Annotated in this window: 18 protein-coding genes; all 18 read left to right on the top strand. The window is 34.5% G+C overall.

The window, feature by feature from the left end; translation table 11 throughout:
• Positions 1-1,137 (top strand): type II secretion system F family protein (locus tag ACY2V1_RS01570; protein ID WP_461833037.1); only part of this gene is annotated, 1,137 nt, incomplete at its 5' end.
• A 36-nt stretch (positions 1,138-1,173) separates the two neighbouring features.
• Positions 1,174-2,196: an aspartate-semialdehyde dehydrogenase gene (locus ACY2V1_RS01575; protein ID WP_461833038.1), complete on the top strand. Its 1,023-nt coding sequence runs from the start codon at positions 1,174-1,176 to the stop codon at positions 2,194-2,196.
• Positions 2,197-2,291: 95 nt separating this feature from the next.
• Positions 2,292-2,789: a response regulator gene (locus ACY2V1_RS01580; protein WP_461833039.1), complete on the top strand. Its 498-nt coding sequence runs from the start codon at positions 2,292-2,294 to the stop codon at positions 2,787-2,789.
• A 36-nt stretch (positions 2,790-2,825) separates the two neighbouring features.
• Positions 2,826-3,899, top strand: a complete 1,074-nt coding sequence (locus ACY2V1_RS01585) for a sensor histidine kinase (protein WP_461833040.1) — start codon at positions 2,826-2,828, stop codon at positions 3,897-3,899.
• Between the two features lie 3 nt (positions 3,900-3,902).
• Complete coding sequence (locus tag ACY2V1_RS01590; RefSeq protein WP_461833041.1) at positions 3,903-4,397, top strand: Na+/H+ antiporter subunit E; 495 nt, start codon at positions 3,903-3,905, stop codon at positions 4,395-4,397.
• Positions 4,398-4,401: 4 nt separating this feature from the next.
• Positions 4,402-4,686: an MrpF/PhaF family protein gene (locus tag ACY2V1_RS01595; protein ID WP_461833042.1), complete on the top strand. Its 285-nt coding sequence runs from the start codon at positions 4,402-4,404 to the stop codon at positions 4,684-4,686.
• A 20-nt stretch (positions 4,687-4,706) separates the two neighbouring features.
• The gene (gene mnhG, locus ACY2V1_RS01600) at positions 4,707-5,042 is read left to right on the top strand and encodes a monovalent cation/H(+) antiporter subunit G (protein ID WP_461833043.1); all 336 of its coding nucleotides are present in this window, start codon (positions 4,707-4,709) and stop codon (positions 5,040-5,042) included.
• A 4-nt stretch (positions 5,043-5,046) separates the two neighbouring features.
• The gene (locus ACY2V1_RS01605; protein WP_461833044.1) at positions 5,047-5,289 is read left to right on the top strand and encodes a Na(+)/H(+) antiporter subunit B; all 243 of its coding nucleotides are present in this window, start codon (positions 5,047-5,049) and stop codon (positions 5,287-5,289) included.
• Positions 5,286-6,116 (top strand): Na(+)/H(+) antiporter subunit B, encoded by an 831-nt coding sequence (locus ACY2V1_RS01610; RefSeq protein WP_461833045.1) that lies wholly within the window; start codon positions 5,286-5,288, stop codon positions 6,114-6,116. The genes ACY2V1_RS01605 and ACY2V1_RS01610 overlap by 4 nt, the downstream gene beginning before the upstream one ends.
• A 2-nt stretch (positions 6,117-6,118) precedes the next feature.
• Complete coding sequence (locus ACY2V1_RS01615) at positions 6,119-6,523, top strand: cation:proton antiporter subunit C (protein ID WP_461833046.1); 405 nt, start codon at positions 6,119-6,121, stop codon at positions 6,521-6,523.
• The gene (locus ACY2V1_RS01620; protein WP_461833047.1) at positions 6,520-8,016 is read left to right on the top strand and encodes a complex I subunit 5 family protein; all 1,497 of its coding nucleotides are present in this window, start codon (positions 6,520-6,522) and stop codon (positions 8,014-8,016) included. Before ACY2V1_RS01615 ends, ACY2V1_RS01620 begins: the two co-directional genes overlap by 4 nt.
• A 2-nt stretch (positions 8,017-8,018) precedes the next feature.
• Positions 8,019-9,479, top strand: coding sequence for a monovalent cation/H+ antiporter subunit D family protein (locus tag ACY2V1_RS01625; RefSeq protein ID WP_461833048.1), 1,461 nt, complete (start codon positions 8,019-8,021; stop codon positions 9,477-9,479).
• Positions 9,480-9,492: 13 nt separating this feature from the next.
• Positions 9,493-9,759, top strand: coding sequence for a hypothetical protein (locus ACY2V1_RS01630; RefSeq protein ID WP_461833049.1), 267 nt, complete (start codon positions 9,493-9,495; stop codon positions 9,757-9,759).
• Between the two features lie 5 nt (positions 9,760-9,764).
• A complete protein-coding gene (locus ACY2V1_RS01635; protein WP_461833050.1) occupies positions 9,765-11,537 on the top strand; it encodes a Na(+)/H(+) antiporter subunit D in 1,773 nt (590 codons plus the stop codon).
• Entirely contained in the window at positions 11,531-12,034 is a 504-nt protein-coding gene (locus ACY2V1_RS01640; RefSeq protein WP_461833051.1) for a Crp/Fnr family transcriptional regulator, read from the top strand. The genes ACY2V1_RS01635 and ACY2V1_RS01640 overlap by 7 nt, the downstream gene beginning before the upstream one ends.
• Before the next feature lie 12 nt (positions 12,035-12,046).
• Positions 12,047-12,535, top strand: a complete 489-nt coding sequence (locus ACY2V1_RS01645) for a cyclic nucleotide-binding domain-containing protein (protein ID WP_461833052.1) — start codon at positions 12,047-12,049, stop codon at positions 12,533-12,535.
• A gap of 64 nt (positions 12,536-12,599) precedes the next feature.
• On the top strand, positions 12,600-13,070 hold the full coding sequence (locus tag ACY2V1_RS01650) for an HAD family hydrolase (RefSeq protein ID WP_461833053.1): 471 nt from the start codon (positions 12,600-12,602) through the stop codon (positions 13,068-13,070).
• Between the two features lie 162 nt (positions 13,071-13,232).
• Positions 13,233-13,510 (top strand): transposase (locus tag ACY2V1_RS01655; RefSeq protein ID WP_461833054.1); only part of this gene is annotated, 278 nt, incomplete at its 3' end.

Consider the following 13,510-nt stretch of genomic DNA (forward strand, 5'->3'; position numbering starts at 1 on the left):
GCCCAAAATGCCTTACAGAGGAAGGGATATACTAATATCAAGGTAAAACCCAAGCCAAAGGACTTGTTTGAAGGCACCTTTTTAGAAGGAAAGGTAAGTCCCAGGGACATGGTGGTATTTTCAAGGCAATTTTCCACAATGATCAATTCAGGTGTGCCCATTCTACAATCATTAAATGTTATGGCAGAGCAAACTGAGAACAAAAAACTAAAAAGAAAACTCTATGAAATAAGAAATGACGTGGAGGGTGGAAGCTCATTGTTTGAGGCAATGAGCAAACATAGAGATGTATTTGACGATCTGTATGTAAATATGGTGGATGCAGGAGAAGTGGGAGGAGTATTGGATGTGGTTTTGGACAGGCTTGCAGGATACATTGAAAAGGCAGCAAGTTTAAAGTCCAAGGTAAAAGGTGCAATGATCTATCCAGCTGTAGTAGTAACTGTTGCTGTAGGTGTAATCACCATTATAATGTTATTTGTTATACCCACCTTTGCCAAGATGTTTGCAGATTTTGGGAGTGCACTTCCCCTCCCTACCCAGATAGTGATAAATATAAGTAACTGGTTTAAGGAAAACATTGGATATCTTTTTCTGGGCATAATTTTATCCATTGTTGTCTTTAGACTCTTGTATAGAAAGGTTGAACCATTTAAAATTTTTATTGATAGGACAATTTTATTTTTACCAGTTTTTGGTCCCCTTTTGAGAAAGGTAGCAGTGGCTAGATTTAGTAGAACCTTTAGCACAATGATATCCAGTGGTGTGCCTATACTTCAGGCTTTAGATATTGTTGCCAAGACATCGGGCAATAAGACAATTGAACTTGGAGTATTGGATGCAAAAAAAAGTATTGCAGAAGGACAGACAATATCAGAACCTCTAGAAGACACTGGCGTGTTTCCACCAATGGTTATCCATATGATATCCATTGGTGAGACAACAGGTGCCCTGGATACAATGTTAGAAAAGATTGCAGATTTTTATGACGATGAGGTAGATAATGCTGTATCTGCCTTGACTTCTTTAATAGAACCTCTAATGATAGTATTTTTAGGGGTGGTAGTTGGTGGTTTAGTCATTTCATTGTATTTACCAATATTTAAGATTGCTGGAGTTGTTTCAGGTCAAGGATAACAATATCCAAAAAATTATAAATGGAGGGACTTAAATATGTCAAAAGAATTAGCAGTTGGCGTAGTTGGCGCAACAGGCGCAGTAGGCAGAGAAATGCTAAAAGTTTTGGAACAAAGAAATTTCCCTTTAACAAAAATTAAGGCCCTTGCCTCTTCTAGATCAGCAGGAAAAAAGTTAGAATTTAAGGGTAAAGAAATCGTTGTTGAAGAACTCACCCCAAGCTCTTTTGATGATTTAGATCTTGCCCTGTTTTCAGCAGGTGGTTCAGTGTCCAAAGAATTTGCCCCTATTGCAGCTGAAAAAGGATGTGTTGTAGTGGATAATTCTTCTGCATGGAGGATGGATCCTGAGGTCCCTTTGGTGGTGCCAGAAGTAAATCCAGATGATTTAGAAAAACACAAAAATATCATTGCAAATCCAAATTGTTCTACTATCCAGATGGTAGTTCCCTTAAAACCCATCCACGATGTAGCAAAAATAAAAAGAATAGTGGTTTCAACATATCAGGCAGTTTCTGGTACAGGTCAAAAGGCAATTGATGAGATGGAAAAGCAAGTGAGGGCACTTTTTAATATGCAGGAAGTAGAATGTAAAGTTTATCCCTACCAAATTGCCTTTAATTGTCTACCCCATATAGATGTATTTTTAGATAATGACTACACAAAAGAAGAGATGAAAATGGTAAATGAGACCAAGAAGATCATGGGGGATGATAGTATCAAAGTAACAGCAACAACAGTCAGGGTCCCAGTCTTCTATGGCCACAGCGAATCTGTGAATATAGAGACAGAGAAAAAGATAACTGCAAAAGAGGTAAGGGCACTTTTGTCTCAGGCCCCTGGAGTTAAGGTATTAGACAATCCAAAGGAAAAAATATACCCAATGCCAATATTTGCTGCTGGTGAAGACGATGTTTTTGTTGGGAGAATAAGGGATGACGACACTGTAGAAAATGGAATTAATATATGGATAGTGGCAGATAACATAAGAAAAGGTGCAGCATTAAATGCAGTGCAAATCGCTGAAGAACTACTAAAGAGAAATTTGCTGGCTAAATAAAAAAAGAGGCTGCGTGCCTCTTTTTTTATTTTTTTATTGACATTTTTTTTTATTTTTGTTTATTCTTTTATTAACCTTGTAAAAGGAGAGATGTGATGGAAGATAGACAAGATATAAAGGTACTTTTGATTGACGATGAACAGACCCTTGTTGAATATTTAGCAAAGAGGTTATTAAGAGAAGGGTTTACAGTAAAGGCTACATTTTCTGGGGAAGAGGCTGTTCAGGCTGCATCTAATGAAAATTTTGATGTAGCTGTAGTGGATCTAAAGATGCCAGGTATAGATGGTGTAGAGACACAAAAGCGACTTAAAGAAATTCAGCCTTTTTTACAGTGCATAGTACTAACAGGTCACGGTTCCATAGAAAGTGCTTTAGAAAGCGGAAAACATGATGCATATAAATATCTTTTAAAGCCCATAGACTACGATGAATTAGTAGAAACTATTAAAGATGCATATGAATATAAAATGAAGTTGCAAACTGAAAAGTTTAAAGAAGAAGTTGAGGATATATATAGATCGGGGTTGGGGGCTAGAGGTATAAAAAAGGCCCTAAAAAAGTTAAAAAAGATTTATGGTATTGAAGAATAGTAATAGTATTTATAAATACACTTTAATTCAAAATAAATGAAAATAATAAAAGATAATATTTTAAAAGATGTACTTCAGTTTAGTAATGAATGTATATTCTTAACAGATATAGACCTAAATTTTATTCTTGTAGGCTTTAAATTAGAAGAGATACTTGAACTTCCATCAGAATATATAATAGGAAAAAACCTCAAAGATTATATATTGCAAAAGGATTTGGTGTTAAAAGAAAAGGAGGGGAAGAAAGAACTGACTTTTATCTCTTCTACTGGTAAGAGATATGTATATTCCTTTAATTTTATGCTAAAGAGTTACTATTTGGAAGATGAAAAGGATGCTGTATTATGGATTGGAACACCAAAAAGTCATTTTAATTTTAGTCTGTTCCAGGAAAGTCTATTAAGACTTGAGAGGATGGCAGAGATTGGGCAGCTGGCTGCAGGAATAGTCCATGAAGTAAAAAATCTCTTGGCCATTATAAACCAGGCCTCTGGTTGGGGTAAGGTTTTAGTTAATGACAATCTGGAAAAATTGGGTTCAGATGGAGAGGAATTAGAAAAGGTTTTTGAAGAAATTGAGAACCAAACCCAGAGGAGTAGCGATATTACCAATGAAATCCTGACCTTTGTAAGGACTAAACAGGATCAGCACCAAAGCGTAAATTTAATTGAGTTAATAGAAAGCACCTTAAGATTAATAAGACGTGAATTAAAATCACCTTTAATAGAAATAGAAAGAAGATATAGGCATAGAACTAATAAAATTAGTTCAGAAAGTGGACTTTTGCAACAGGTCCTAATAAATCTTCTCACCAATGCAATTTACGCCATTAGAAAAAAAGGAAAACCAGGGGGAAAGATCACCATAATAACTAAAGAAGATGAAAATTTTTTAAAAGTAATAATCAAGGACAATGGAGGTGGTATACCTGAAGACGACCAAAATAAGATATTTGAATTTTTCTTTACTACAAAACCTGCAGGAGAAGGCACAGGTCTTGGGCTTGCTCTATGTAAAGAAATTATGGCAAAGCTTGGAGGAGATATTGGTTTTCAGTCAAAATTTGGAGAAGGATCAGAATTTTTTATAACCCTTCCAAAAGGAAAGTAGTTTATGGCCAAGAAAAAAGTCATATCCTTTTGCCTGACCTTCTTTTTTATGGCAATTTTATGGATAACCTTATCTGGAAAATTTGAGCCTCTGCTCCTCTTTCTTGGGTTTATCTCTGTTATAATAGTGAGCTTACTCTCATCACACCTTTTATTTATCAACCCATCATCAGATTATCTTCCTACTTTTTTTAGATTTTTGGAATATCTCCCATGGATAATTATACAAATTATTAAAGCCAACATTCATGTATTAAAGATAGTATTTTCAAAAGACATAATGGATAAAATAGATCCCCATATTATAGTGTTTAATACAAGGTTAAAAAAAGATTTCTCTATAGTTACCATGGCAAACTCAATAACTTTAACCCCTGGCACAATAACCATTACTGCAAATCCTGATGGAAAATTCAGGGTCCATGCAATTGATAAAGCATGTGCTGAAGATTTGCCAGGTGAGATGGAACAAAGGGTTGCAAAAATATTTGGAGAATAGTCTTATGGTGGATTTATTTACATACATAGGTATTTATATCTGCATTTTAATGGTATTTTCCCTATACAGGGCTATTTCAGGTCCAACTGTACTTGATAGATTAGTGGGGGTAAATGCAATAGGTTCTAAAACTGTTGTATTTTTATTTTTAATTGGATTTATATACCAGCGAGTTGATATGTTTATTGATATTGCCCTTGCATATGCATTGTTAAATTTCATTGCAGTACTGGCAGCTGCCAGATATTTCCATAAAAGACGTGGACTGTATGAAGAATCTGAATTTTAAAAATAAATTGGAGTTTTAATATGCATATCATCCTAAATGGAATAGTAATTTTATTTTTTATTATTGGGCTTATATTTTTTACAGGTGGCACTGTTGGAATAATCAGGATGCCTGATTTTTATACCCGCCTCCACCCTGCGGGTAAATTAGATACCATGGGGATTATGTCTTTTATAATTGGTTTTTTTATCTACAACCTTGAGCATTTTACCTGGGAAAATTTAATTGTGTCTATAAAGATGTTGTTAATTGTGTTTTTTGTTTCCTTATCCAGTCCTACAGCCACTCATGCCATTGTTGATGCTGGAATCAGGGCAGGACTTAGACCATGGACCAAAAAAAATCTGGAGAAATAACGGTATGTGGATCTTAGACCTCATTATTCTGGCCCTAATTATTGTGTGTGCAGTTGGGGCAATAACAATTAAGGATTTGCTTGGCACAGCAATTTTACTTGGGGCATATAGTTTTATGATGTGTGTTTTATGGGCAATTATGGGGGCCGTTGATGTGGCATTTACAGAGGCATCTGTTGGGGCAGGGGTTTCCACTGTATTTTTTGTAGCTGCAATATTTAGGACCACAAGGAGGACTAGGGATTGAAAAAGCTTGCATTGATAATAGTTATTCTTTGTGGCGCAATATTGATATTTGCCACATCTGAATTTCCTGAGTGGGGAGATCCTAAAGCACCAGCCAATTTACACGTGTCACCCCACTACATTAAATGTTCAGTAAAAGAAACAGGAGTTCCAAATATTGTGACATCCGTGCTTGGTGACTACCGTGGTTTTGACACCATGTTTGAGACCACTGTTATATTTTGTGCAGGTCTTAGTTGTTTTTTACTCCTAAGAATATTTAATGAACAAACAGAAGAACAAGGGGTATATTATAGGCACATGCCCACTGGGATAGTAATACATTTTAAAAGAGATGATGTGGACATTAGGGATAAGGATTTTGAATTAATAGATAGCAAATTAGTGCCATATGATCTCATAATAAAGACAGTTGGAAGGGTTATGATACCCTTTATTCAAATATTTGGACTATATGTTATTGCCCATGGCGATTTTAGTCCTGGTGGGGGGTTTCAAGGGGGTGTAATTTTAGCTGCATCAATAATCCTCCTTGCAATAACCTTTAATTTAAAGACAGCGATATCAAAGATAAATGAAAAAACCTTAGGGGTTTTAAGCGCCTTGGGCGTATTTATATATGCAGGAATTGGCTGTTTATGTCTTCTGCTCAAAGGACATTTTTTAGATTATGGGAAGCTTGCTAAAATACTCCCTGTTGGACCTATAAAAGCAAGGGCGCTTGGCATGCTTGGGGTGGAAATCGGTGTTGGTATTGCAGTTATGGCCGTTATGATAATCATTTACATTAACATAGCATCTGAAGGTAAGCACCACGAAGGACTTTAAATATGGAAGCACTATTAAAAGAAATTGTGGGTAAATATAATTACTGGCTTTATATAGTTCTTATGATGATTGGACTCTATGCCATGATAGCCAAAAATAACCTGATAAAGAAACTGGTTGGAATGAACATATTTCAGACAGCAATAATCTTATTTTATATTTCAATTGGATATAAAAAAGGAGGTACCTTACCTATAATTATCATGCCCCATCATCACCACGAAATACCACCAGAAGCAATTGATGTATCAAAATATATAAATCCCTTACCTCATGTCCTTATGCTCACTGCAATAGTTGTATCTGTGGCTACTTTTGGTGTGGCGTTGGCCATTGCCTTAAAGATATACAAGGAATACAACACGCTGGAAGAAGATGAAATCAGGATGAGGATAAGGGAGAGATGAATATAAATCAATTTGTTCCCATATTAATAGTCATAACTCCTTTAGTTTGTGCTTTTTTTGTAATGGGTCTCCACTGGGTAGACAGGCGTCTTTGTCTCCCCTTAACTGTAGTAGCACTGTTAATTTCTTTTGTGTCTTCTATAATTACATTGTACAGTGTTATCTCACATGGAATAATACAATACAAACTAGGGGGATGGCCCCCACCAATTGGGATTGAATACAAAATAGATACATTAAATGGATCTATTTTGGTCCTTGTTACTTCTGTAGCACTGATAAATATCTTTGCCAGTTTTAATCAAGTAAGCGCCTCTCTACCTGAGAAAAAAGGCACCTTCTATAGCCTGTATCTTCTTTTTGTTACAGGTCTTGTGGGTGTGGTTATTACAGGAGATTTGTTTAATCTATATGTATTACTTGAGATTACATCTCTGTCTGCATATGGACAAATAGCCCTTGGTGATAGAAAAAGGGCTCCAATTGCCAGCCTAAATTACATATTCATAGGTGTTATTGGTGCAAGTTTTTATCTTTTAGGTGTTGGTTATTTATATATTATGACTGGTTCCCTTAATATGGCAGATGTTGCCAATATTATACAAAAACTACATAATTCCCAGGCTATTTTTGTGGCATTTATATTTTGCATGGTTGGTGTGTGGATAAAAATGGCCCTATTTCCCCTCCACATATGGCTCCCAAATGCATATACCTATGCACCAACAACCAGCAGCAGGCTAATTGCACCTCTCATGACCAAGGTTATGGTATATGTAATGATCAGGCTTATGTTTACTGTGTTTGGCTATGATTATCTATTTAAGACCCTTCATCTATCCAATAAGGTTGTGTTTTTGGCATCTTTTGCAATTATCTTTGGGGCACTTATGGCACTTAGTCAAAAAAACTTAAAGAAAATGCTTACCTACATAATAATATCTGAAATTGGTTATATGGTAGGAGGGGCATGGATTGGAAACAGGGCAGCCATTACAGGGAGTATTTTACACATTATAAACGATGCATTCATGACCTTTGGTCTTTTTATTGCCGCTGGTAACTTTGCATGGAGGATTAAAGAACTGGATATAGATGAGCTAAAAGACATTTTTTCAACCATGCCATGGACAAGTGCAGGTTTTGTAATAGCTGGAATGTCCATTATTGGAATCCCGCCTACTTGTGGATTTTTCAGCAAGTGGTATCTCCTTATAGGAGCCATATCTGCAAAACAATATTTCTTTGCTATATCTCTTATTTTAAGTAGTTTATTTAGCGTAATCTTATTTTTTAGGGTATTTGAAAAGTCTCTTTTTAATTTAAATGGACTACATTCTACTGAAGGGTCTCACGCAGCCACAATACAAGAAGCTCCAGTAAATATGGTTATTGGTCTTTTATTTGTCTGCGTTATATTGATTGCTTTGGGATTATACTCTGGTGAAATTGTATCCAGGATAATTGATCCATTTGTTTTAAGAGGAATTTAGTGATGGAGCTTATACATTCTATAAGACCTCTTGCTGCAGTTTTAGTATCACTTTTTGTTATTCCTATACTTATATCTTGTGGAGAGAGACGACCCAATTTTAGGGAAGCATGGACTTTTGTGGCAGGTATTATAAAATTTTCAATCATTGTATCAATGGTCCCAGGGGTATTAAAGGGTGCTAAGTATTACTTTTGTCTGGTGAAGTTAGGACAAGGAGTTTCTATTAGTTTTAAAGTAGATGGTCTTGGTCTTACATTTGCATTAGTTGCATCTTTTTTATGGATTGTCACATCATTATATTCAATAGGTTATATGAGGGGGCTTAAAGAACATAGTCAAACCAGATTTTTTTGTTTTTTTGCCCTTGCTCTGTCATCTACCATAGGTGTTGCGTTCTCTGCAAACCTTCTTACAATGTATATGTTTTATGAAATACTTTCCCTATCCACTTATCCATTGGTTGTCCACCATCAAGATGAGGATGCAAAAATATCTGGAAGAAAATATTTGACATACATAATCACTACATCAGTTGGTCTGGTTCTTCCTGCAATGATAATATGCTATATACATGCGCATACCCTTGCATTTCAGTCAAATGGAATACTCATGGGTAAGGGATCTGACTTAGTTTTGACAATACTCTTTTTTATGTTCTTATTTGGCTTTGCAAAGGCAGCTATTATGCCCTTACATTCATGGCTGCCTGCTGCCATGGTGGCACCAACACCTGTTAGTGCGCTTTTACATGCAGTTGCTGTTGTAAAGGTTGGTGTATTTAGCATCATCAGGATATTTACTGGCATATATGGAATAGAATTAATCAAAAACCTACACTTAGGTGTGTATTCAGCATACATTGCTGCATTTACTATCCTGGTTGGATCGCTTATTGCCATGTCTCAAGATGAATTAAAAAGAAGGCTTGCATTTTCAACTATAAGTCAATTATCATATATTATTTTGGGGATATCCCTTCTCACTCCACGAGGCATGTTAGGTGGTATAATCCACATTGTTATGCATGCATTTGGAAAAATTACACTATTTTTTGGTGCTGGAGCAATTTATGTTGCCACTGGGAAAAAATACATAGGTCAATTAAATGGACTGGGTAAAAAAATGCCCATTACATTTTTGACATTCTTTATTGGAGCAATAAGTGTTATTGGCCTGCCTCCAACTGGTGGTTTTTACAGTAAATGGTATCTTGTCTTGGGATGTATTGATGCACACAATTTATTATTACTTTTAGTGCTATTAATATCGTCATTTTTAAATGCAGTTTATTTTCTTCCAATAGTATTTAAAGGATTTTTTTATAATGCAAATGACTCTGAAGAAATAAAAGAAGCGCCAATTTGTTGTATCATACCTATGATAATTACAGCATTGATTTCTATAATTCTATTTTTCTACCAGGATATTTTTTATAAACTAATTTCAATAGGACTAAAATAAAGGATACAACATTATGAAAAAAGATTTTTTGGAGCGCTCAGAAATAATAAAGATACTTTGGAAACTTTTATATATATCCTGCGCTCTTACTTTGATACCTGAGTTATTTATAAAGAGGGAAGGACATTTTGGAATTGATGGATTTTTCGGATTTTATGCAGTTTTGGGATTTTTATCATGTGTAGTCTTGATTTTAATTGCAAAGTTGGGTGGAATATTTTTAAAAAAAGATCCCAATTATTATGATGATTATAACCAAGAAATAAAAAATCAGGAATAAGGAATATGATACACATACCACCTGCATTTATTCTATTTATTGGCGCAATACTCATTCCAATATTTTTACCAAATGTTAGAAAATGGATTGTAATACTTATTCCTGCACTAGCGTTTTTGTATATTTTAACCCTTGATCCTGGCTCATATTTAAATGTCTCATTTTTTGGTTTTGATTTAAGCCTATTAAGGGTAGATAAGCTTTCAAAGGTATTTGGTTATATTTTTACAATTTTCGGGTTTGCAACTGGGATTTACAGCTTTTATTTAAAAGATTTAAGGCAACAATTATCAGCCTTAATCTACATGGGCGGAGCACTTGGAGTTGTATTTGCAGGGGATATAATTACCCTATATTTTTACTGGGAGCTAATGGCTATTGCATCTGTTATTTTAATACTTGCCAGGGAAACAAACAAAGCTTTAAGCGCTGGATATAGATATGTGCTTGTCCATATTGTGGGAGGACTGTGTTTGCTGGCTGGGATTGTGATATATATAAATCAAGGTGGTTCAATAATATTTACTAAATTTACAGACCACAATCTGGCAACTTATTTAATTTTAATTGGGTTTTTATTAAATGCAGCAGCACCACCCCTAGGCGCTTGGCTCCCAGACGCATATCCAGAATCAACTCCAGCCGGAAGTGTTGTTTTAAGCGCATACACTACAAAAACTGCTGTTTATACATTACTCAGGGGTTTTCCTGGATGGGAGATCTTAATATTTGTGGGCTGTCTTATGACCATATATGGGATCTTTTATGCGTTACTTGAAAATGATATGAGGAGGATACTTGCCTATTCAATTATAAATCAGGTAGGGTTTATGATATGTGGCGCAGGAATAGGCACTGCAATGGCAATAAATGGTGCTGCAGCCCATGCATTTGCCCATATTGTTTATAAAGGACTCCTATTTATGTCTGCTGGTGCAGTTTTATATATGACTGGAAAATCCAAGTGTACTGAGCTTGGCGGACTCTATAAGACCATGCCATTTACCTTGTTATTTGGTTGTATTGGTGCCCTATCCATATCTGCCTTTCCTCTAACCAGTGGTTTTACAACCAAGTCTATGATCATAGAATCATCTGTCCATAACCATTTGATCTGGGCCTGGCTAACTTTAGAAGTAGCATCTGCAGGGGTGTTCTTGCATGCAGGGATAAAATTTCCATACTTTGTATTCTTTGCAAAGGATAGAGGGCTTAGGCCTGGTGAGACCAATAAATCTATGTTGATTGCCATGGCCTTTCTATCATTTATCTGTATATTCCTAGGCATCTATCCAAAACCATTATATAAGATTCTCCCTTATTCAGTTGGAGACTACAATGCCTATACAGTGCCTCATGTGGTTACCCAGCTTCAGCTCCTTATGTTCTCTGCTCTAGTATTCTTCTTGTTTTTACCAATGTTAAAAAGGACAGATACAATTTCCTTAGATACAGATTGGTTCTATAGAAAAGGGGCAAAACTGTTGTATGTGTTTTTTGACAAAACTTTAAATACAATAAATTATGTATTAGATAAAATTGTAATTTCTTTAGTTAAGATAGTTGCAGGATTTTTTGCAGATTTTGTTGCCAATATTGCTCTATTTATATTTGTAAATATATGGCTTTTTAAGGGAATTTCTGGGAAAAGGCTGGAAATAAAAAAGGAAACTTTATACTATGATATTAAAGAAGATTTAATACCTGTTGGTATAGGCGCCGCAATTTCAGGTATATTCCTTGTTTTGATTTTCTTATTGGGAAAGAGTCTATGGTAAACATTGAGGAATTAAAAAGATTTGAAAGTTTAAACATCTTCAGTGAAAACGAGCTAAGTCTATTGGCATCTATTGGCCAGATCCATATCTTTAGTGAAGACAAAAAGATATTTGAACAAGATACATATTTAAAGAACTTGTATTTAATGGTAAGTGGTGAAATATCTTTAACATACGAAGTAAATGAAAAAACTATATTGATTTTATCTAGTATAAAACCTGGTACTTTTTTTGGCATATCTTCCCTATGTGGTGTTAAAACATTTCATACTGCATATTGTTTTAAGCCATCAGAGGTAGTTGTTTTTCCAGTGGACAAACTAGAAGAAATTTTTTTAAAGAATTTAGACTTTGGATTTAAATTTTACTCTGAAATGATAAAATTTTATCACAAAATAACCCAAAGCAGGACAGAAGATGTTATAAAAAATCTAAGCAATTTAAAAGAAATTAAACATATAGATTTAATATCTTCAATAGTGGATTTTAGCGGATAAAAGGACACCTTTATGAAGGACATCTCTGTTTTAAAAAAAATAAATTTACTTAAAGATATAAATGATAAAAATCTGGAGGAAATATACAATATATGTAGATTCAAAAAATATAACACTCCAACTGTTCTCTTTGAATATGGATCAAATACAAATTTCATTTTTATGATAATAAAAGGCAAAGTAGAACATCTTTTGCCAATTCAAAATGAAAGACTTATTAAATTTTACGTAAGTGAGGCAGGTGAAACTATAGGACTTTCCAGTATCCTTCCTAAAGAGTATAGAACACTGTTTACTGCAAAAACATTTAAAGGTATTACAGAGATTATTGAAATAGATAGAAATGAATTAAATGAATTATTTCAAAAAAATAAGTCCTTAGGATATATCTTTATAAAACAAGTATTAAAGGTATATTACAGAAAAAAAACAACACAAAATAAGATACTAATCTCATCTCTTCTAAATCACCCAGAGATTAAAAAATATATAGATACTTAGCTTTAAATGGGAATGGTGCTGTCTTAAAGCTCTAACTTTTTAAATTTCTTCAGGAAAAGAATCCATGCTCAAATTGGAGATACCAGGACGAGAACCCATTGAATTAGAACATGTTGTGCTGGATTATAATGGAACTATTGCCTTGGATGGGAAAATAGTGCCAGGAGTAATAGAGCGGCTTGTTAAGATTTCAAGAAATTTGAATATACATATTTTAACAGCAGATACCCATGGGAATGCAAAAGAACAATTGTCCAACACAGGATTTAACCTCCACATAATTGGGAAAAATAACCAGGACAGAGAAAAACTGGCTTTTATAGATAAACTTGGAAAAGAGAAGTGTGTGTGTTTTGGAAACGGGGCAAATGACTCTCTCATGCTTAAAAACGCTGCCCTTGGCATAGCTGTAATCCAGAAAGAAGGCGCATATTCCAAAATAATATTTAACAGCAAAATAGTTGTAACAGACATAAGAGACGGTTTAGATCTTATTTTAAACCCGCTTAGACTTGTAGCTACATTGAAGATTTAAAAAATTATCTCTAAATCTGGCCTTGACTAAAAACCTTCTAAGGCTCAACAACCCCCTCACCAATTAGAAAATCTTTAGTCAATGTAATATAATTTACCAGAAAAGGCCAAAAATATGTAAAAGATTGTTTAAAAAAAAATAAAAAAATGAGAGGTGAGTTATATGCAAACGCGTTCGCCAAAATATAGAACACCTAGTTTGTTATGTGCTGATCTATTAGAACAAATTAATCCTAAACATCCATTGGTAATTCTATCTAAAAAAATTCCATGGGAAGAATTTGATAAAGCATTTGCAAATAAATATAGTAATCATGGACGACCATCTAAATCTACTAGATTGATGGTTGGACTTTTAATATTAAAACAGATGCATAATTTGAGTGATGCCAAAGTAGTGCAAATGTGGACACAGAATCCTTACTTTCAAGTTTTTTGTGG

Source organism: Desulfothermus sp. (assembly GCF_053993635.1).